Genomic DNA, 17,216 nt, shown 5'->3' on the forward strand with positions numbered 1-17,216 from the left:
CGGCGCGTGGACACGGTTTGGCAGGCTTGACCGGCGCAACCACCTCATGTCGCCCATGGCGGCTCGGCGTGCCATCACGGAGCACGGCAGGCGCGGGGCGATAGCATTGTTTTCCACTCCGCCGTGCTGCCCGCCCATCCATGCTGACCAGCCTTCGTACCTCGACGTCGCTGTTGCTGAGCACTCTGTTCCTGCTGATGGGCGTCGGGTTGCTCCATTCGCACATCGCGCTGCAGGGACGGACGCTGGGCTTCTCGGTGGCGATGATCGGCCTGCTGACGTCGGCGTATTACACCGGTTTCCTGGTTGGCACCTACTCGGTCCCGCGGCTATCCCACCGCATCGGTCACATCCGCACCTTCGCGTTCTGTACAGCGCTGGTGACCCTGGTGGTGCTGGTGCAGGCGCTCGATCCGGCGTACGGGATGTGGCTGGTGCTGCGCCTGCTCCAGGGGCTGCTGCTGGTGGGCCTGTACGCGATCATCGAGAGTTGGCTGAACGCGGCGGCCGAGCCAGCGTATCGGAGCTCCATTTTCGCCATCTACATGATGGTGAACCTCGGCGCGACCGCCGCCGCGCAGCAATTCCTGCGCATCCAGGGCGACGGATTCGTGCTGTTCTGCATGGTGGCGATCCTGTTCTGCGCCGCCAGCCTGCCGGTGGTGACGAGTCGCCAAGCGGAGCCGCACATCCGCTCGGTGCCTCGGGTCCGGATCGGGCACCTGTTCCGGCTGGCCCCTACCGCGCTGGTCAGCGCGCTCCTGTCCGGCCTGGCGATGGGCGCGTTCTGGGGGCTGTTGCCGGTTTACGCAGCGGCTCGTGGTTTGAGCGCGGCCGGCATCGGCACCTACTTGAGCGTGGGCGTGGCCGGCGGCGTGGTGCTTCAATGGCCGCTGGGACGGCTTTCCGATCGCATCGACCGGCGCCTGGCGCTGTCGTTGATCAGTGCGGTGGCGGCGCTGGCTGCGCTGACCAACCTGCTGCTGCCCGATGCCGGGGGCGTGGCGGCGATGGTCGTGATCTTCGCCTTCGGCGGCATGAGCCTCACCCTGTATCCGATCGCGGTGGCGCACCTGGTCGATTACGTGCACCGCGACGAGCTGTTGACGGCGTCCAGCACGGTGCTCCTGGTCAACGGGATCGGCTCGGCGCTCGGGCCCTTGCTGGCCGGCTCGCTCATGAGCCTGCTCGGACCGAAGCTGCTGTTCGTCTGGTTCGCCATCCTCGATGGAACGCTGGCGACTTACGCGTTCCATCGCTTCGTCCACCGCAAGCGCGAAGTGACCCCGGACGACAACTTCGTGCCGATGGTGAACACGGGCGCCAGCTCGCTTGAGATTCATCCCGGTGACGGTCGGGCGGAACCGTAGAGACCGGCCCGCGCACCTGGCGGTATCTCCGCGGGGCTTGCGCGCCAGCGGCGGAGGATCGCGACGCGAACGCTTCCATCAGGTCATGAGGTAGACATTCCGGGCAGGCGGAGCGGCGGCGAAGCATCCCGCCTCCCGCTTCGGTCATCCCGCGATCGGCCGCATGGGCACCGTGGCGCACGGTTCGCCTTTGGCCGATTGCGGATGGGTGCGACCCAGCGTGATGTTCTTGCTGGCCCGGACGTCCCGGTTGGAAAACGTCCAGATCTCGCCGGTGGCGTTGATGAAAACCGTCCAGTAAAGATCGGACTCGGGACCATAGTCGATCAGGATATGGGCAAGGCCTTCGCCCTTCGGTGTGTCCAGCGGCAATGGCGGGTTCAGTTGGAGCATGGCGGGCAGCCTGAGGGCGCAAGGACCACGGGACGTTAGGGTGCGCCGCATCGGCGTGAAGGCGTTGCGTAGAGCGAGCTGCGGCGGCACGATGCACGCCGGTGCTTCCGCAACGGGGGCGCCGGGAATAAACGGATTTTGACAGGGGGCAGGAAATGTTGAAGAAGTTGGGGGTGGGGCTTTGCCTCGCCACGCTGGCCGGCTGCGTCACGTTGCAGCCCTACCAGCCGGCTCAGGGATTGGGCATGGGGCACGCGTTCGCGATGGGGCCCTATCCGGTGGAACTGGATCACATGCACGGCTTCCTCGATGCCGGCCACACGATCCTCTACATGCAGAACCAGGGCGGCGGCGGTGTGGCGGTCGGCCTGTTGCTCGGGCCCCTCGGCGTGGCGGCGAACATCGCGGCCATCAAGAAACAGACCGCGCATGACGTGACCGCGCTGCAGGGCAAGCTACCGGTCGACGCCAATCGCCTGTTTGCCGATTCCGCATCAGGCATCCAGGGCCTGTCCTTCGATGGCAGCACGGGCGCGCCCGTGGTGTCGCCGATGCTGCTGGTGGAGAAGGTGGACGAAACGCACCTGCGCTTTGCCGCGCTGCTGCATGTGCAGGGCAAGCAGGGCAGCAAGGCGTGGTCGCGCCAGTACGTGTACGAAGCGCCCGACGTCTACACCACCGAACAGGTGAGCAAGGGGCTCGAACCTTCGCAGGTGGAACGCCTGTCGGCCGATGTCCGCGAAGGCTTCGCCTGGACGGCGACGACGTTCGCCACCGACGTCGCCGGTACCTTCCATCCCGTGCAGAAGAAGGTGCTGCGCTCGTCGTTCGTGACGCCACGCACCGAAATCCCGCTCAACGGCTACGGCTTCGACGCGGGTGCCGGCCGCATCGGCTTCGCCACCGGCCAGCCGCAATGGAGCACCGTGTATTCGCTGCCGGCGGAAGACGCGGCCCTCGCCAGCCGGTAGGCAAAAAAACGAAAGAGAACGCAACAAGGGCGCCCGCGTGTGGCCATGCCACGCGTGGGCGACGTTGCCGTGCCGCCCGCGTCGACCGGGGTGCGGCCGGTTCAGCGCCAAGCGGCATACCGCCGCAAGCACACATCAAACTGGGGGAAAACCATGCGTTACCTGATGATTTTGGCCGTCCTGCTCCTGTCGGGCTGCGGCACGATGAAGTTCACGCCCACGGAATATCCGCTGCGCGATGGCCTGATCGCGCCCATGCCCGTGCATGGCGAGGTTCACGTGACCAACGCCCAGTCGCAGACCGGGCCGGTGATCGTCTATTCGTACAGCGGCTCGAAGCTCAGTTCGGACCTGCATTCGATCACCGAGGTCATGGTGCAGCAGACGACCAAGGAAATCGCGAAGGCTTCGATTCCCGCCGACGGTTCCACCAAGACCATCGAGCTGAAAGTCGATTCGCTGCTCAGCAAATACGCGGGGTTCCATTGGAACAGCCACCTGAGCTTCGAAGCGCGTCTGGGCAATGGCGAAGTGGTCACGATGACGGTGCCCCACACCAGCGGGCTACTCGCGCAGGACCTCAACGGCTGCATCGCCGAGAGCGTGATGAAGCTCCTCAACGAGCCGCGGGTGCGCGCCTACCTGGCCGGATAGCCGGCGATCCGATGTCAGCACGATCCCGGCGGGACGGATCGGCGTACCTCTCGCCGGGCGTCGCTCGACGCGCCGTAATCGGCGCTAACATCGCCCAGCCGACCGCGGCGGTCCAACGGGGAACTGGCTCATGAGCGACGAACTGAAGCGCTGCCCGGCGTGTGCCGAGCTGATCCAGGCGGCGGCGCGCAAATGCCGCTATTGCGGCACGGATCTGGATGCCTACGTCGCTTCGCACGAGGCCAGCGCGGAGCAGACATTGTTCAGCGGCCACCCGAAGGTGATCTACACCTTCGGGCAGTACGTCGTGGCTGTCTGCACGCTCGGCGTCGCCCTGCTGTTCTACTGGGTGCGCAGCCTCAGCCTGACTTTCACGATCACCACCCAGCGGGTGCGGGTCGAGCGCGGGCTGCTCTCCAAGGCGCAGGACAACGTGGAGCTGTTCCGCGTGGACCATTTCGACGTCATCAAGCCGCTCGGCATGCGCCTTGTCGGGCTTTGCAGGGTGCAGCTGCACTCGTCCGACTCGGAGATGCCCATGGTCGATCTCTACGGCATCACGGGCCTGGAGGCCATGGCCGATACGTTGCGCGAATGTTCGCTGCGCGAGCGCGCCCGCCGGCGTGTGTTGCCGATGGAACAGATGTAGCGCGCGGTTCCGGGCTCGCGTTCGTCCGGGCGATGGAAGCAACGAAGGGGCGGCATCGATGAGGAAGCTGTGGGGCTTGCTGGCGTTGGTGGTGGTCGCGATCGCGGGCTACCAGCGCTTCGACCGTGGAACGGACCAAGCCGTCACCCTCGCACCCTCGGCCGAGGGCCGGCAGCACGTTGTCGCCGACGACACGCAGGTGCACGGAAGCGGCGTCGTCACGCGGATCCTTCCCGACGACGAAGAGGGCAGCCGGCACCAGCGTTTCATCCTTCGGCTGCCTTCGGGCCAGACCCTGCTGGTGGCGCACAACATCGACCTCGCACCTCGCGTGACCGACCTGGACGTGGGCGACACGGTCGAGTACTACGGCGAGTACCAGGCCAATCCCAAGGGCGGCGTGGTGCACTGGACGCATCGCGATCCGTCGGGCCGTCACGTGGCGGGATGGCTCAGGCACGCGGGCCAGACGTTCCAATAATCGCCGCAGCGTCGTCCGGGAGTCACAGGAAAAGAAGGCGGCCGTGGCCGCCTTCCTGCTGCATGGGCGATCAGACGGCAGCCGGCGCCAGGCCGGTGGCGGCATCGTCGCCGCAGACGTCGCGCCACAGGTGATACATCATGCCGAACATGACCGCGTACATCACCAGCACCATCAGGACGTAGAGCGGAATGGCCAGCACGAACACCAGCCACATGCCGACAAGCTTGGCGAGCAACCCCACGACGAGCACCAGCAGCACGAGGGCGATCGTCGCCACGATCCAGACCAGCACCAGGCTCAACGCGAACACCAGCAGCGGCAACACGTTCTTCAGCGCGCCCGCCACGCCGTCGCCGATCGATCCGAACACGCTGCGGTTGCCCAGCGAAACCTGGCCGAGGCTGATCGCGTAGAAGCCCATCATGAACAGCCAGAGCACCATGAGCAGCGCGAAGGTGCTCATGAAGCCAGCCGGCAGGCCCGGCGGTGGCAGGTGGTTGGCCTGTGCGGCGATCGCCTGCATGTACCAGCCCACGAGGCCGCCGCCGGCCGCCAGCAGCACCAGCGCAAACAGCGCGACGAAGACCGCCATCAGGACCAGCGCATAGCCCATCAACCGCGGCGCCTGGCCTTGCGCATAAGGCTTGAAGATGTCGCGCGCGTGCGGCCGCTGCCCGCGCGCGGCGGCATCGACCATCTGCAGGTATCCGGCGTAGAGCGGTACCACCAGCAGGCCCAGAAGCATCGAGAACAACATCAGGCCGCCGAACATGACCGGGTTGGGCTGCGCGCCCGGCTGCATGGCATGCCACTGGAACGGCAGCGTGGCCAGCGAAGGCAGCAGACAGGCCACCAGCAGCAGCCCGGCGCCGCCCATAAGCGGCCGCGGGTGGCGGAACGCCACGTCGATGCCGCGCGTCAGCCAGCCCAAGCCGGCTCCCGGCCCCTTGGAACGAGTCGTCATGGTGTTCCCCTTGCCGGCGCCCCCGCGCCGTGCAGCGCGAGCATAGTGGGCTGCGGCGTCCGCAAGAAGGCCGGGCATCGGGGAGCAGCCGGTCGGCATGGCTTTCGACCCGGTAGCGGCGACGCGAACTGGTCTCCTGAAAAGTTGATGGAGCGGACCCGTCAGGCGTGCTCGCGAACGGAAGATGCGCGTGCGTCGACCTGCCAGCAGGCGGCGGTAAAACGCACGTCGGGCCCATGCACGTAGGGTTGGAAGGCGGCGCGGGCTGCCTCGATGACGCGCTCGCGCGTGGAGGCATCCAGCCCGGGCAGGGCGCGGCCGAGCGAGCCCATCTGCGTGAGATAGGGGAGAAGGTCCCGTTCGGCGAAAGTGCAATCGCGGTCTAGGCGACGGATTTCGATATCGATCCAGCCGCTCTGCGCCAGGATCGCATGCACCCGCGCGCTGTCCGCGAAAGCGAACTGGCCGGGCCCGTTCGGCGTGGCGGCGGCCAATGGCGGAAGCAGCGCCGCCACGGCGCGTTCGGCCGCGGTCATGAACGAATTCTCCAAGGGGCTGCGCCAAGCCACCAAGCGCAGGGCCGCACCGTCGCGCGCCGCCCGACGCAGGTTCGCGAAGGCTCGGACCGGGTCACCGAAGAACATGACGCCGAAACGCGAGACGACGAGATCGAAGCTTTCCGGCTCGAACGCGTGGGTTTCGGCGTCTGCGCAGGTGAAACCGACTTGCGCCCCGGTTTCGCGGGCGCGCGCCCGGGCCAGCGCGACCAAGGGCTCGGACACATCGACGCCCAGGCAGTCTCCGTGCGATCCCAACCGGCCGGCCAGCGCCAGCGTCGTGCCGCCCGCGCCGCAGCCCACGTCGAGCACCCGTCGCGCCGGTTCGCGTGTGGCGGCGTCCAGGAGCACCTGCGCGAACGGCTCGAACATGCGGTCCAGAACCTCTTGCATGGCCACCCAGGCGCGGCCGGCCGGTCCGTTCCAGAGTGCCGACTGTCCACCATCGAGCTGCGGTGCGATGTGCATGGGTCGTGTCCCGGTGCTGGCCTGCGAAAGGCGGTGGCCCACTGTGCCAATTCAAGTCGACTAGAGGTCAAGGGGCGAAGCGCTGCGAACGGCATGCTTGCCCGGAAGAAGGCAGGTGGCAGACGCTCGCGACTTCCAGCGGCTACGTGCATACCAGGTCCAGACTGGCCGTAGGTCGCGGCTGGCGCCCGGCTCGCCCGGCTGAACAGCAGGGAGCACCCGCCACGGGCTACCGGTTTTTCCGATGCCGGGGCCGAACGCGGCTCCGCTATGCTGGGGAACTGCCGCGTGCCCTGTGGGGTCCACGCACCATTACCCAACACCGGACTGCCCGACATGAACCTTTCACGCTCGTTCCTTGCCGCCTCGCTGGTCGCCGTGGCCGGCTTCTCCACGCTTCCCGTGTCTTCCGCGCACGCCGCCGACCTGGGCGGTAATGCCGTCGCGGGGGTGTGCATGCTTTCCCGCGAGGCGGTCTTCGCGCAGTCCAAGGTAGGCCAGGCGGCGAGCCAGCGGCTGGGGCAGTTGGCGGAGCAGGCGCGGACCCAGCTGGAAAACCAGCGCAAGCCGCTCGATGCCGACCTCAAAGGCTTCCAGCAGAGGGCCCAGTCGCTGAGCGATGCAGACCGCAAGCAGCAGGGCGAGGCGCTGCAGCAGCGCGTGCAGACCTTCCGCGGCCAGGCGGGCGAACTCGACCAGCGCATCCAGCTGACCCGCTCCAAAGCCATGCAGCGCATCGGCCAGGATGCCGAGCCGATCGTCGCCGAGGTCTACAAGAGCCACAACTGCGGGCTGCTGCTGGATCGTGACTCGGTGCTGGGCGGCAACATGACCAACGATCTGACCCCGGGCGTGGTGCAGGGCCTGGATCGGAAGATCACCACGATCAGCTTCAACCTGGAGCCGCTGCCCGCCAACGCGGGCAAGTAAGCGCCCAGGTGCTACCCGAGGGCTCGTCCGGTCCGGACGGGCCCTTTGGCAAAAGTTTCCGGTTTTCTCAGTACGCGGCGGTCAGGACTTCTTGCCGCCGCCGTCCTGCTTGTTCACCGTCGCCCAGGCAATGCGCTCGGCAGTCTCCTTGGACTTGCCTTCCTTCTTTTCGCTCTGCTCGATGTGGTGCGCTTCGCGCTTCTGCTTGTCGGTGTAGGAGGACTTGTCGCCCTTGGACATGGCATGGCTCCCGTGGCTGGCTGGACTTCGACGCTAGCGGTTGCGCGGTTAACGGGAGGTCGCCGGTCGACCACGGTCATGTAAACGGGCGGGAGCGCGTCGCACGCCGGCACGATGTCTCTGCAGGCGTCCCTTTGCAGTCGATGCGCTGCTCCGATCCCGATGCAGGCATCGTCCCGGTAGCGGACGCCTACCCACGTGGCCACCGGCGCAAGGCGCGGTCGGTGGAGTGCGCACGCGGTGATAAAGTTTCGCTTCCCCTCCGACGGTTGAGAGCGACGCGATGACGAACCAAGCCCCGTATCCGATCGGCACGCCCGGTGTTCCCTGGGGACCGGTCGAAGTGGCCGCGTGGTTGTCGCGCCAGACCCGCCAGCGCAGCTACGAGACCGACGTGCTGGCCGTGATCGATCGCCTTCGCTCGCACCTGGACGTCGAACAGTACGGCAGCCTGGACTACCCGCCGGACAGCTACCCGTTGTTCGCGATCCGCAACCGCAACTGGCGCGACGATCTTCCCTGCGTGCTGGTGACCGGTGGCGTGCACGGCTACGAAACCAGCGGCGTGCACGGCGCATTGCGCTTCGCGGAGCAGCACGCGGCCAGTTACGAGGGCAAGGCGAACCTGCTCATCGCACCGTGTGTCAGCCCGTGGGCGTACGAGCGGATCCACCGCTGGAATGCGCATGCGATCGACCCGAACCGTTCTTTCCGCGAGGACAGCCCGGCGCAGGAATCGGCGGCGCTCCTGCGCCTGGTGGCGCCGCTGCGCGATCGCGTGCGGGTACACGTGGACCTGCACGAGACCACCGATACGGACGAGTCGGAGTTCCGTCCCGCGCTCGCCGCGCGCGACGGCGAGGCGTTCGAACCCGGCCAGATCCCCGATGGGTTCTACCTGGTCGACGACAGCGTGAACCCGCAGCCGGCGTTCCAGCAGGCGGTGATCGCGGCCGTGGCCGAGGTCACCCACATCGCGCCGGCCGACGCGAACGGCGAGATCATCGGTTCGCCCGTGGTGGCGCCGGGCGTCATCCGCTACCCGCTCAGGCAGCTGGGGCTGTGCGCCGGCATCACCGACGCGCCGTACAAGACCACCACCGAGGTCTATCCGGACAGCCCCAAGGCGACCGCGGAACAGTGCAACGAGGCGCAGGTGGCCGCCGTGCGCGCGGCGATCGAATTCGCGCTCGCGCACGCATAACGGCGCCGCGCTGGCGGGAAAAGAGAGATCCGGCCGTGCCGCCCGTCTTCACCAAGCTCAACCTGAAAGGCCAGGCTGCGATCCTGGTCATCGACGCGCCGGCCAGCTTCGAGCCGGAGCTGCAGGCGCTCGAAGAAGTCAGGGTGCTGCGCGATCCAGCCGGCACGGCAAGCGTGGCGTTCGCGTTGGCCTTCGTGACGACGCAGCGCGAGCTGGATGCGATCTCAAGGGTGCTGGCGGGCAAGGCCAAGGGCGATGCCGTGCTGTGGTTCGCCTATCCGAAAGCGACATCCCGGCGCTACCACTGCGAATTCAATCGCGACAACGGATGGGATGTCATCCGCTCGCTGGGCTTCGACAGCGTGCGCCAGGTTGCCATCGACCAGGACTGGTCCGCGCTGCGCTTTCGCCGCGCCGGATACATCGGGCGCTGACGCGCCGATGCGTGCGGTCGACGGACCGCATGCTCGCATCCGGTCGCGCCGGGCGCGGGCGCTAAGCAAGCACGTCGAAGCGTAGCGTCGGCCTGCCGGCGAGAGCGTCGTTCGCTACAGCGTGGCGGCGATCCGCCCCACCTCGGCAAGCACCGCGCTGCGCTGGCGCGCGTCGATGGCGGGTGCGGCGTAGTAGGCGGTGACCAGCAGCGGCGGGCGATCCGGCGGGAACAGGATGGCGATGTCGTTGGTTTCGCCCTGCGCGCCGCTGCCGGTCTTGTCGCCCGCGCTCCAGCCGGCGGGCAGGCCGGCACGCAGCTTGTCGGTACCGGTCAGGCAGCCGCGCATCCAGCCGAGCAGCCGCGCCCGCGACGCGGCGCCCAGTGCCTCGCCCAAGAGCAGGTGCCGCAGGGTGTCCAGCATGGCGCGCGGCGTGGTGGTGTCTCGCAGGTCGCCGGGCCGGGTGACGTTGAGTTCCGGTTCGGTGCGGTCCAGCCGGGTCACGGTATCGCCCAGGCCGCGCACGAAGGCGGTGACCGCCTGCGGCCCGCCGAGCGCGTCGAGCAGGAGATTGGCGGCCGTGTTGTCGCTGACGGTGAGTGTCGCCGCGCACAGAGCCTCGACCGTCATGCCCGGAGCGCCGGTATGCAACCGGGCGACCGGCGCATAGTCGAGCAATACCTTCGGGCCGAACACGATACGCCGGTCCAGCCGCTCATCGCCGCGGTCGACCCGCGCCAGCACCGCGGCCACGGCGAGCACCTTGAAGGTGCTGCACATCAGGAACCGTTCGTCGCCGCGGCAGTCTGCGCGCCGGCCGCTGCCGGTGTCGAGGATGGCCACACCCAGGCGCCCGCCGTGGCGCCGTTGCAGCGCGGCGAGCCGGCCGGCCGCGTCGGGCGCGGCGCTGGCGTCCGGGCGCGCATGGGCCAGTGCGGCCGGGAGCAGGGCGCCCAGCAGACTGCCCTTGATGAAGTCGCGGCGTTTCATGGCGATGCCTCCGGCAGGAATGAAGCGGCGATCCTGACGGAATCCTCTGCCCCGCTGCGGCCGGGACGAAGGCATTTGGCGGGCACGGATGGCGCGACACGGGCCTCGATACCTTGCGTCGGATGTTCGCCGGTATAGGATGCGCGGATAGGGTGGGGATGGACTTCCAGTTGCCGGTCTTTGCCGGGCCGGCCCGAAAACCGGGGAGGTGGGTGCCATGAACGGTCGTTTTCTCTTTATCGTGCTGCTGGCGCTGGCTGCGCCAGCGATCCAGGCGCAACAGCGTTCCAATCCGACGCCGAGGAACTCCATGCAGGACCTCGAGCGGAATCGTGCCAGGGCCGCAGGCCACAATGCCCAGGCGGCGGAGTACGGCGACCGCCAGGCCTGGCTGGATTCCATGGCCAACCTGGTCAAGCTGCGCACCAAGCTGGCCGAGGCGTGGCAGAACATGGGCATGTCGCCCGAGGGCGCCAAGTTCGTGGCCGCCGCTTACGACCCCGTCATGGCATCCCGCATTCATCATGCGCAGATCCGCGGCAAGAGCGATCAGGAGATCGCCCAGATGATGCAGGACGCGTTGAAGGAAAAGCGCTACATGGATGCCAATCAGCTGCTGATCGACTACCAGCGGCAGAAGCTCAAGCTCAGCGAGACCACCGCCAGCGACACCTCGCGCTGAAGGCGGCCCGTGTCGGGGGCGCGCCAGCGCGCCCCCGCCGGCCGCTCAGCGACGCACGTAATCCTCCGCGGGCCGCTCGCCCTTCTGGCGTTGGTTGTCCTCGCCGGTGTCGTTCGTGGCTTCGCCGCTGGCGGTCGTGTCCGCCGGGCGCTTCGGGATCGCCTTGCCGGGATCGCCCCCGGTACGCTGGTTGCGGTCCGCCTCGTCGGCCTGGCCGGGATTGGACGTGTTCATGCGCTGCTCCCATCGGTGAGTTGCAGCCATTCTCGACAGACGCGCGAAAGTGCGCGTGAGCGCGGCGTCGATCGTGGCGGGCGGCTTGCGCAAGAACCGGAGTGCCAGGTGGCAGTGCACGACCTAGCCTTGCGCGATCCCACCCATTGGAGCTCGCCATGGCCTTCCGTATCCGCGGGCTTTCGCCCGAACCCTTCCGCCACCTGTTCGGCCTGGACGATGCGGCGCTGGCTGCCGCCGGCGCACGCCGCTACCTGGTCGACCACGCGCCCGGCTTCCCCGACCGCATCGAGCTGCGCGACCTCGAGCCGGGCGAGACGGCGCTGCTGCTGAACTACACCCACCAGCCTGCCGACACGCCGTTTCGCGCCAGCCATGCCATCTTCGTGCGCGAGGGTGCCGACTCCGCTTACGACGCCGTCGACCACATCCCGGACGTCATCCGCATCCGGCCGATCTCGCTGCGCGCGTTCGACGCCAGCCACATGATGGTCGAGGCCGAACTGGTCGATGGCACCGACTTGGAAGCGGCGATCGGGCGCCTGTTCGCCCGGTCGGGCGTGGACTACCTGCATGCGCACTACGCCACGCGGGGCTGCTACGCGGCGCGCGTCGACCGTGCCTGAATGCGCGGCCGGCTCGATGGGTCGGCCGGGTGCCGCCGGCTTCCATGGAAAACGCTACATTGGCCGGGCACATTGTCTGGAGCCGTCCGTGATCATCGAACAGGTCGACACCGATGCCGGGATCGCCAGCACCTTCGACGTGATGGTGCAGCTGAGGCCATCGCTCGAACGCGCCGCGTATGTCTGGCGGGTGCGCGAGCTGATGCAGTCCGACGGATTCTGCCTGGCCCGGCTGGTGGACGAAGGAGAGGTCCGCGCCGTCGCCGGATACCGCATCATGGATATGCTCTACTGCGGTCGCCTGCTGTACGTGGACGACTTCGTCACCGACGCACGCGTGCGCTCGCGCGGCTACGGCGCACGGCTGCTGGACTGGCTCAAGGAAACCGGGCGCGCGCAAGGCTGCAGCGAGTTGCAGCTGATCTCACGTGTCGTGCGCGAGCAGGCGCACCGTTTCTACTTCCGCGAGGGGCTGGGCATCGAGTGCTTCCAGTTCCGCACCTCCCTTTTGCCGTCGCCTGCCTGAACGCCTGCGCGATCGGTGTCTGCCATGAGCGGGAGGTCACACTTCACCGCCTTGTCCGCATGATTTTCATGCTGGCGTGATGTGGCGCGAGCCCACCATGGGCCCAAGGCGGAGGAGCAGGTCCATGGCATACCTCGTCGGGGACATCGTGGTGGTGGGCTCGTGGATCGTGCCTGCCGAAGGGCCGGGTTTCGTCGGCCAGTTCGCCCTGTTGCGGGCCCAGCCGGGCCTGCCGTTGATCCGAACCGACACCGTCCGGGACGGCGCCCCTTATGCAGACCTGTTCGAAGCGGCCGAAGCCGGTTGCCAGGCGGGCATCGCGGCGGCCAAGCGCAGGCAGGGCGATGTCGCGTTGATCCCGCTTCCTTTCCCGCCCGGTCCGTTGCCGGTCTAGTCGCGGCTGCGGCCGTGCCTGCTTGCGTTGGCGATAGCCGCCCGCAAGATGGAAGTACCCAACCCCGAGGAGTTTTTCATGCAGCACACCCATCATGAGCGCACCTTCGAGGACAGCGGCAAGCATTTCGTGGCGATCCTCAACGAACAGGCCGACGGCCTGCTGAGCGTCACCGTGCGCCTTCCGGACGGCACCATGCGCGTGGTGCCCGGCGAACACTTCAGCGACGAGGACCAGGCGATGGCGGCGGCCAGTTCGTTCGCACACGAACTGGTGGGGTCCTGCTGAGGGCACACGCACCGCACCAGCCGCGCCTGGCCGGCGTCCTCGGCCTCGCGCTAGGCGGCCTGTGGGCCTCGCCCAACACGTTGCTCGGACTGCTTGCCGGCGGTATCGGCATGACCTTGGGCGCGCGCGTGCGATGGCGTCCCCGCGAACTCGCGCTGGTGTTCGCGCGGATGCCATGGGCGTCCGCGGACGCGCTCACCCTGGGCAACGTCATCCTGCACACCGGCGACAGCCTGGACGTAGTCTGTCCGACCTACGCGCATCGCGCCGGGCACGCGGTCGAACCGCACGTGTCGCTGGCCGACCACGAGCGCGCGCACGTGTACCAGTACATGATGCTGGGCCCGCTGTTCCTGCCGCTGTACCTGCTGTGCGGAGGCGTCAGCGTGCACAATCGGTTCGAGCGGGCGGCCGATCGCTATGCCCTTTGGGGCACGGGCTGGTGGCCGTTTGCGCGCAGGCCCGGGGACGCGATCGAAGGACACCGACGATGACCGACAAGCTCGACCTGGAGGACCTGGCCCACCTCGCCCGAGTGGCCGAAGGGCAGGGAGCCACCGTGCCGGAACCGGCGGTGGCGCGGCTCACGCTGGCCGGACTGGTGCGCCGGCCCCAGCACGTTTGCGAAGGCGCGCCGGGACTGGAACTGACGCCGGCAGGGCTCGCGCTGGTGCGTTCGAGCGACCAGTGACCGGCGTGCGCATTCGCGAGGCGCGCCCCGAGGAATTCGAGGCGCTCGGGCGCCTGCTGGTGGACGTGTACGCGCGGCTGGAGGGTTTTCCCGGTCCCGACGAACAGCCGCGCTACTACGCCCTGCTGGCGAACATCGGCGAGTTCACCCGCAAGCCAGAGGCGCAGTTGCTGGCGGCGCTGGACGCAGACGACCGGCTGCTCGGCGGCGTGGTCTATTTCGGCGACATGGCGCACTACGGCTCGGGCGGGAGCGCCGGCACCCTCGTCCACGCCTCGGGCATCCGTCTGCTCGGCGTGGCGCCGGCAGCGCGCGGCCTGGGCGTGGGGCGGGCGCTTACCGAGGCCTGCATCCAGCGCGCACGCGAGCGCGGCCACGCACGCGTGGTGTTGCACACCACCCGCGCTATGCAGGTGGCCTGGGGCATGTACGAGCGACTGGGCTTCGAGCGTGCGCCGGAGCTGGATTTCATGCAGGGCGAGTTGCCGGTGTTCGGCTTCAGCCTCGTGTTGCGGCGTCACCCGTTCCCATAACCGTCCGCCTGAAGGGAGTGAGTGGAATGGGTCTTCCGCAGGCGCGGAGAAACGCCCGGCGCTGGCCGGGCCCATCGTCGCGAGAAAATTCAGCGCGCCGTGGAAGGATCGCCCTGGGGCGGCGCGCCACCGAGCATGTCGCGGATGCGCGAGGCCAGCGCGTCCATGGCGAACGGCTTGACCATCACCTGCATGCCGGGCTGCAGGGGACCGAGCGCGGTGTGTTCGGCATAGCCGGTGATGAACAGCACGCGCAACGTGGGGCGGAACGCCCTCGCCGTGTCGGCCAGCTGCCGGCCGCCGATGCCGCCCGGCAGACCGATGTCCGTGACCAATAGGTCCACGCGCACCTGCGACTGCAACACCCGCAACGCCGAGGCCGCGTCAGCCGCCTCGATCGCGGTGTAGCCGAATTCGCGCAGCACCTCGCCCACCAGCATGCGCACCGTCGGCTCGTCGTCCACGACCAGTACGGCCTCGTTGGCGCTGGCCTGGGGCGCGCTCGCCATGTCGGTGATGCCGGCGTCGGTCGCGGGCTCGCCCTCGTGGCGGGGCAGGTAGATCGTCACCGCGCTGCCGCGCCCGGGCGTGGAGTCGATGCGCACCTGGCCGCCGCTCTGGCGCGCGAAGCCGTACACCATCGACAGCCCCAACCCGGTGCCCTGGCCCTGCGGCTTGGTGGTGTAGAACGGGTCGAAGGCGCGCGCGATCACCTCCGGCGGCATGCCTGTTCCGCTATCGGTCACGCGCAGCGCGACGTAGGCGCCCGGCACCATGTCCAGCCCTTTGGCGGCCGTGGCATCGAGCCGGGTGTTGGCGGTATCGATGACCAGGCGCCCGCCGTCGGGCATGGCATCGCGGGCATTGATGCACAGGTTGAGCAACGCGTTTTCCAGCTGGTTGGGATCGCACAGCGTGGTCCACAGGTCGTTTGCGCGCTCGACCTCCAAACTGATGTGCGGGCCGATGGTGCGCCGGAGCAACTCCACCATGCCGTGCACGAGGGCGTTGAGGTCGGTCGGACGCGGATCGAGCGTCTGGCGCCGGGAGAACGCCAGCAGGCGGTGGGTCAGCGCTGCCGCGCGGTCCGCGGCGCCGCGGGCGGCGGCGATGTAGCGGTCCAGGTCGTTGTAGCGTCCCTGCGCCGTGCGCCTGTGCAGCAGGTCGAGACTGCCGACGATGCCGGTCAGCAGGTTGTTGAAATCGTGTGCCAGGCCGCCGGTGAGCTGGCCGACCGCTTCCATCTTCTGCGCCTGGCGCAGCGCTTCTTCGATCTGTATGCGATCGACCGCCTCGGCATGCAGCGCTTCCACGGCCCGGCGCAGTTCGGCGGTGCGCGCGTCGACCTGCGCCTCGAGGGTTTCGTTGAGGTGGCGCAGCGCGATCTCGCTCTCGCGCAGCTGTTCCTCGGCCGTCCAGCGTTCGGTGATGTCCTGGCCGATCTTCAGGTAGCCGCGCAGCTCGCCGTCCGGCCCACGCAGCGCCATCAAGTGGCCCTCGATGAACACCCGCGCGCCGTCGCAACGGACATGCCAGCGCACGTCCGGCGCCACGCCATGCTCACGCGCGGTCGCCATCTCCTTGGCGGGGCGGCCCGAGGCGCGGTCCTCGGGGGTGAAAATGACGGATGCGGGCCGTCCGATCGCTTCCTCGGCGGACCAGCCGAACACGGCGGTCGCGCCGGGCAGCCAGCGCGTGACGATGCCCTCCGTATCCGTGGCGAGGATGGCGTAGTCGCGGGCGCTTTCAACGATCAGGCGCAACTGCTCCTCGCTCTCGCGCAGGGCCTCTTGTGCGTCGCGCCGATCGCTGACGTCCAGCACCACGCCCAGCGTTACCTCACCAACCCTGCGCGCTGCGAAACGGCCCCACCATCTCGAACCGTCCTTGCGCAGGTATTGCTTTTCGTAGGGCGTACTTTCCCCGGTCGCCTGCAGCTGTTCGATGGCGCGGAGCGAGACCGCCTGGAACTCCGGCGGCGTCAGCGCCTGCCAGGACAGGCCGATCGCTTCCTCGCGGCTGAATCCGGTCATCGCCAGGAAACCGTCGTTCACTTCGGCAAGGGTCAGGTCCGCTCCCCAGATCATCACCCCGAGCGTATTCATGGCGAACAGACCGTGGAACCGCTCCTGGCTGCGGTTCAAGGCGGCCTGGCTGGCCGCCAGCGCGGCATTGCTCCGGCGCAGGTCGGCGTTGAGGGCTTCGGCGTCGGCCAGCTCTGCCCGGCCTTGTTTGATCGCTAGTTCGTGATCCTGCGCCGCCGTGGCCGCGTCGTCATGCGCCTGCCGGGTCGCCTGGCGTGCGACATCGGCCTCGCCCAGCGCCGCGTCGACATCCATGCCGGCACGCTCGAGCGCCGCACGCAAGCGCGCGTTTTCCTGTTCGAGGCGGGCCGCCCGTCCAGGGCGGTCGCGCTCGTCGGCGGCATCGCGGTGAGGGGACATGGCTCGGTGGCGGTCCCGGGGCGTGTCGGGCGTCGCTCGCGCTGACACGGGAATGCGCAAGCGGCCCCAGCGTCTGACGGGCCGAGGCAAAGGAACGTGTAGATTCCGTCGGCGACGGCGGCGCGCGTCAGTTCGATGCAGGGCCCGACGACCGATCGCGCGCGGCAGCTTCACCCGGACGAACGTACGCTGGCGTAGCCAGGCGGGCGGTGGAACGTGCGCCGGCATGTCTTTTTCCGGCAAGGAGTCAGCCCCGGTGGATGCCGATCACATCATCCAGTCCGACGCGCGAACCGAGCGGGCCCGTTACGACGGTTTCCGTGCGTTCCTGCTCGGCCGCGACCCGACCCGGCGCCTCGCCGATGCCTTCGCCCGGCAGATCGTGGCGCGCGGCGAACACGCGCGTTACGGGTACACGCCGGAGGCCGGCGAGAAAATCATCGCGCAGGATTTCTACTACTGGGTTTGCGGCCCCTGATGGTGGGCGACG

At 68.4% G+C, this 17,216-nt stretch carries 23 protein-coding genes and 1 pseudogene; 17 read left to right on the top strand and 7 right to left on the bottom strand.

What is annotated here, in order from left to right; all coding sequences use genetic code 11:
- Window positions 1-140 precede the first annotated feature (140 nt).
- Window positions 141-1,370: an MFS transporter gene (locus ACFWZ4_RS12340; protein ID WP_439704985.1), complete on the top strand. Its 1,230-nt coding sequence runs from the start codon at window positions 141-143 to the stop codon at window positions 1,368-1,370.
- Between the two features lie 144 nt (window positions 1,371-1,514).
- Here the strand turns inward: ACFWZ4_RS12340 and ACFWZ4_RS12345 are convergent, their stop codons facing one another.
- Window positions 1,515-1,763, bottom strand: coding sequence for a hypothetical protein (locus ACFWZ4_RS12345; RefSeq protein WP_439704986.1), 249 nt, complete (start codon window positions 1,761-1,763; stop codon window positions 1,515-1,517).
- A gap of 155 nt (window positions 1,764-1,918) precedes the next feature.
- On the opposite strand from ACFWZ4_RS12345, the gene ACFWZ4_RS12350 reads away from it, so the two are divergent.
- The 4 genes from ACFWZ4_RS12350 (at window position 1,919) to ACFWZ4_RS12365 (ending at window position 4,518) form a co-directional block, all read left to right on the top strand.
- The gene (locus ACFWZ4_RS12350) at window positions 1,919-2,734 is read left to right on the top strand and encodes a hypothetical protein (protein ID WP_439704987.1); all 816 of its coding nucleotides are present in this window, start codon (window positions 1,919-1,921) and stop codon (window positions 2,732-2,734) included.
- Window positions 2,735-2,773: 39 nt separating this feature from the next.
- On the top strand, window positions 2,774-3,388 hold the full coding sequence (locus ACFWZ4_RS12355) for a hypothetical protein (protein WP_439704988.1): 615 nt from the start codon (window positions 2,774-2,776) through the stop codon (window positions 3,386-3,388).
- Between the two features lie 130 nt (window positions 3,389-3,518).
- Complete coding sequence (locus ACFWZ4_RS12360; RefSeq protein ID WP_439704989.1) at window positions 3,519-4,037, top strand: PH domain-containing protein; 519 nt, start codon at window positions 3,519-3,521, stop codon at window positions 4,035-4,037.
- 58 nt (window positions 4,038-4,095) lie between these two features.
- Entirely contained in the window at window positions 4,096-4,518 is a 423-nt protein-coding gene (locus ACFWZ4_RS12365) for a DUF3465 domain-containing protein (RefSeq protein ID WP_439704990.1), read from the top strand.
- A gap of 70 nt (window positions 4,519-4,588) precedes the next feature.
- Here the strand turns inward: ACFWZ4_RS12365 and ACFWZ4_RS12370 are convergent, their stop codons facing one another.
- Window positions 4,589-5,485, bottom strand: coding sequence for a hypothetical protein (locus tag ACFWZ4_RS12370; RefSeq protein WP_439704991.1), 897 nt, complete (start codon window positions 5,483-5,485; stop codon window positions 4,589-4,591).
- Between the two features lie 161 nt (window positions 5,486-5,646).
- A complete protein-coding gene (locus ACFWZ4_RS12375; RefSeq protein ID WP_439704992.1) occupies window positions 5,647-6,510 on the bottom strand; it encodes a class I SAM-dependent methyltransferase in 864 nt (287 codons plus the stop codon).
- A 336-nt stretch (window positions 6,511-6,846) separates the two neighbouring features.
- Between ACFWZ4_RS12375 and ACFWZ4_RS12380 the strand changes: the two genes are divergently transcribed.
- Window positions 6,847-7,440 carry an OmpH family outer membrane protein gene (locus ACFWZ4_RS12380; protein ID WP_439704993.1) on the top strand — a complete coding sequence of 198 codons (594 nt, stop codon included), beginning with the start codon at window positions 6,847-6,849 and terminating at the stop codon, window positions 7,438-7,440.
- Between the two features lie 84 nt (window positions 7,441-7,524).
- Here the strand turns inward: ACFWZ4_RS12380 and ACFWZ4_RS12385 are convergent.
- Window positions 7,525-7,680 (bottom strand): annotated as a pseudogene (locus ACFWZ4_RS12385) (HupB); the annotation flags it as partial.
- Window positions 7,681-7,963: 283 nt separating this feature from the next.
- Between ACFWZ4_RS12385 and ACFWZ4_RS12390 the strand changes: the two are divergent.
- Both ACFWZ4_RS12390 and ACFWZ4_RS12395 read left to right on the top strand, forming a co-directional pair.
- Window positions 7,964-8,884, top strand: a complete 921-nt coding sequence (locus ACFWZ4_RS12390; protein WP_439704994.1) for a M14 family metallopeptidase — start codon at window positions 7,964-7,966, stop codon at window positions 8,882-8,884.
- A gap of 35 nt (window positions 8,885-8,919) precedes the next feature.
- Complete coding sequence (locus ACFWZ4_RS12395) at window positions 8,920-9,318, top strand: hypothetical protein (protein ID WP_439704995.1); 399 nt, start codon at window positions 8,920-8,922, stop codon at window positions 9,316-9,318.
- Between the two features lie 114 nt (window positions 9,319-9,432).
- Here ACFWZ4_RS12395 and bla read toward each other — a convergent pair whose 3' ends face one another.
- On the bottom strand, window positions 9,433-10,308 hold the full coding sequence (gene bla / locus ACFWZ4_RS12400; RefSeq protein WP_439704996.1) for a class A beta-lactamase: 876 nt from the start codon (window positions 10,306-10,308) through the stop codon (window positions 9,433-9,435).
- Between the two features lie 217 nt (window positions 10,309-10,525).
- On the opposite strand from bla, the gene ACFWZ4_RS12405 reads away from it, so the two are divergent.
- Entirely contained in the window at window positions 10,526-10,990 is a 465-nt protein-coding gene (locus tag ACFWZ4_RS12405) for a hypothetical protein (RefSeq protein ID WP_439704997.1), read from the top strand.
- A gap of 45 nt (window positions 10,991-11,035) precedes the next feature.
- Here the strand turns inward: ACFWZ4_RS12405 and ACFWZ4_RS12410 are convergent, their stop codons facing one another.
- Window positions 11,036-11,224, bottom strand: a complete 189-nt coding sequence (locus ACFWZ4_RS12410; protein ID WP_439704998.1) for a hypothetical protein — start codon at window positions 11,222-11,224, stop codon at window positions 11,036-11,038.
- Window positions 11,225-11,382: 158 nt separating this feature from the next.
- Between ACFWZ4_RS12410 and ACFWZ4_RS12415 the strand changes: the two genes are divergently transcribed.
- The 7 genes from ACFWZ4_RS12415 (at window position 11,383) to ACFWZ4_RS12445 (ending at window position 14,282) form a co-directional block, all read left to right on the top strand.
- Complete coding sequence (locus tag ACFWZ4_RS12415; protein ID WP_439704999.1) at window positions 11,383-11,850, top strand: DUF1203 domain-containing protein; 468 nt, start codon at window positions 11,383-11,385, stop codon at window positions 11,848-11,850.
- 88 nt (window positions 11,851-11,938) lie between these two features.
- Window positions 11,939-12,376, top strand: coding sequence for a GNAT family N-acetyltransferase (locus ACFWZ4_RS12420; protein WP_439705000.1), 438 nt, complete (start codon window positions 11,939-11,941; stop codon window positions 12,374-12,376).
- Window positions 12,377-12,500: 124 nt separating this feature from the next.
- Window positions 12,501-12,770 carry a hypothetical protein gene (locus ACFWZ4_RS12425; protein WP_439705001.1) on the top strand — a complete coding sequence of 90 codons (270 nt, stop codon included), beginning with the start codon at window positions 12,501-12,503 and terminating at the stop codon, window positions 12,768-12,770.
- 78 nt (window positions 12,771-12,848) lie between these two features.
- Entirely contained in the window at window positions 12,849-13,058 is a 210-nt protein-coding gene (locus tag ACFWZ4_RS12430) for a hypothetical protein (protein ID WP_439705002.1), read from the top strand.
- Between the two features lie 110 nt (window positions 13,059-13,168).
- The gene (locus ACFWZ4_RS12435; protein WP_439705003.1) at window positions 13,169-13,552 is read left to right on the top strand and encodes a hypothetical protein; all 384 of its coding nucleotides are present in this window, start codon (window positions 13,169-13,171) and stop codon (window positions 13,550-13,552) included.
- A complete protein-coding gene (locus ACFWZ4_RS12440; RefSeq protein WP_439705004.1) occupies window positions 13,549-13,749 on the top strand; it encodes a hypothetical protein in 201 nt (66 codons plus the stop codon). Before ACFWZ4_RS12435 ends, ACFWZ4_RS12440 begins: the two co-directional genes overlap by 4 nt.
- Window positions 13,746-14,282 carry a GNAT family N-acetyltransferase gene (locus tag ACFWZ4_RS12445; RefSeq protein WP_439705005.1) on the top strand — a complete coding sequence of 179 codons (537 nt, stop codon included), beginning with the start codon at window positions 13,746-13,748 and terminating at the stop codon, window positions 14,280-14,282. The genes ACFWZ4_RS12440 and ACFWZ4_RS12445 overlap by 4 nt, the downstream gene beginning before the upstream one ends.
- A gap of 89 nt (window positions 14,283-14,371) precedes the next feature.
- On the opposite strand, the gene ACFWZ4_RS12450 is transcribed toward ACFWZ4_RS12445, so the two are convergent.
- Window positions 14,372-16,726 carry a PAS domain S-box protein gene (locus ACFWZ4_RS12450; RefSeq protein ID WP_439705006.1) on the bottom strand — a complete coding sequence of 785 codons (2,355 nt, stop codon included), beginning with the start codon at window positions 16,724-16,726 and terminating at the stop codon, window positions 14,372-14,374.
- Window positions 16,727-16,982: 256 nt separating this feature from the next.
- Here ACFWZ4_RS12450 and ACFWZ4_RS12455 point away from each other — a divergent pair, with 256 nt between their 5' ends.
- A complete protein-coding gene (locus ACFWZ4_RS12455; protein WP_439705007.1) occupies window positions 16,983-17,204 on the top strand; it encodes a hypothetical protein in 222 nt (73 codons plus the stop codon).
- Window positions 17,205-17,216 lie beyond the last annotated feature (12 nt).

The organism is Frateuria sp. GZRe12 (genome assembly GCF_051900535.1).
Classification (GTDB): domain Bacteria; phylum Pseudomonadota; class Gammaproteobacteria; order Xanthomonadales; family Rhodanobacteraceae; genus Frateuria_A.

Bases quoted from the DNA above. Each gene is read 5' to 3' on its own strand.
- ACFWZ4_RS12405 (WP_439704997.1), top strand. From the start codon at position 10,526: ATGAACGGTCGTTTTCTCTTTATCGTGCTGCTGGCGCTGGCTGCGCCA.
- ACFWZ4_RS12350 (WP_439704987.1), top strand. From the start codon at position 1,919: ATGTTGAAGAAGTTGGGGGTGGGGCTTTGCCTCGCCACGCTGGCCGGC.
- ACFWZ4_RS12415 (WP_439704999.1), top strand. From the start codon at position 11,383: ATGGCCTTCCGTATCCGCGGGCTTTCGCCCGAACCCTTCCGCCACCTG.
- ACFWZ4_RS12370 (WP_439704991.1), bottom strand. From the start codon at position 5,485: ATGACGACTCGTTCCAAGGGGCCGGGAGCCGGCTTGGGCTGGCTGACG.
- bla (WP_439704996.1), bottom strand. From the start codon at position 10,308: ATGAAACGCCGCGACTTCATCAAGGGCAGTCTGCTGGGCGCCCTGCTC.
- ACFWZ4_RS12390 (WP_439704994.1), top strand. From the start codon at position 7,964: ATGACGAACCAAGCCCCGTATCCGATCGGCACGCCCGGTGTTCCCTGG.
- ACFWZ4_RS12345 (WP_439704986.1), bottom strand. From the start codon at position 1,763: ATGCTCCAACTGAACCCGCCATTGCCGCTGGACACACCGAAGGGCGAA.
- ACFWZ4_RS12440 (WP_439705004.1), top strand. From the start codon at position 13,549: ATGACCGACAAGCTCGACCTGGAGGACCTGGCCCACCTCGCCCGAGTG.
- ACFWZ4_RS12340 (WP_439704985.1), top strand. From the start codon at position 141: ATGCTGACCAGCCTTCGTACCTCGACGTCGCTGTTGCTGAGCACTCTG.
- ACFWZ4_RS12410 (WP_439704998.1), bottom strand. From the start codon at position 11,224: ATGAACACGTCCAATCCCGGCCAGGCCGACGAGGCGGACCGCAACCAG.
- ACFWZ4_RS12435 (WP_439705003.1), top strand. From the start codon at position 13,169: ATGACCTTGGGCGCGCGCGTGCGATGGCGTCCCCGCGAACTCGCGCTG.
- ACFWZ4_RS12425 (WP_439705001.1), top strand. From the start codon at position 12,501: ATGGCATACCTCGTCGGGGACATCGTGGTGGTGGGCTCGTGGATCGTG.
- ACFWZ4_RS12365 (WP_439704990.1), top strand. From the start codon at position 4,096: ATGAGGAAGCTGTGGGGCTTGCTGGCGTTGGTGGTGGTCGCGATCGCG.
- ACFWZ4_RS12375 (WP_439704992.1), bottom strand. From the start codon at position 6,510: ATGCACATCGCACCGCAGCTCGATGGTGGACAGTCGGCACTCTGGAAC.
- ACFWZ4_RS12430 (WP_439705002.1), top strand. From the start codon at position 12,849: ATGCAGCACACCCATCATGAGCGCACCTTCGAGGACAGCGGCAAGCAT.
- ACFWZ4_RS12380 (WP_439704993.1), top strand. From the start codon at position 6,847: ATGAACCTTTCACGCTCGTTCCTTGCCGCCTCGCTGGTCGCCGTGGCC.
- ACFWZ4_RS12360 (WP_439704989.1), top strand. From the start codon at position 3,519: ATGAGCGACGAACTGAAGCGCTGCCCGGCGTGTGCCGAGCTGATCCAG.
- ACFWZ4_RS12450 (WP_439705006.1), bottom strand. From the start codon at position 16,726: ATGTCCCCTCACCGCGATGCCGCCGACGAGCGCGACCGCCCTGGACGG.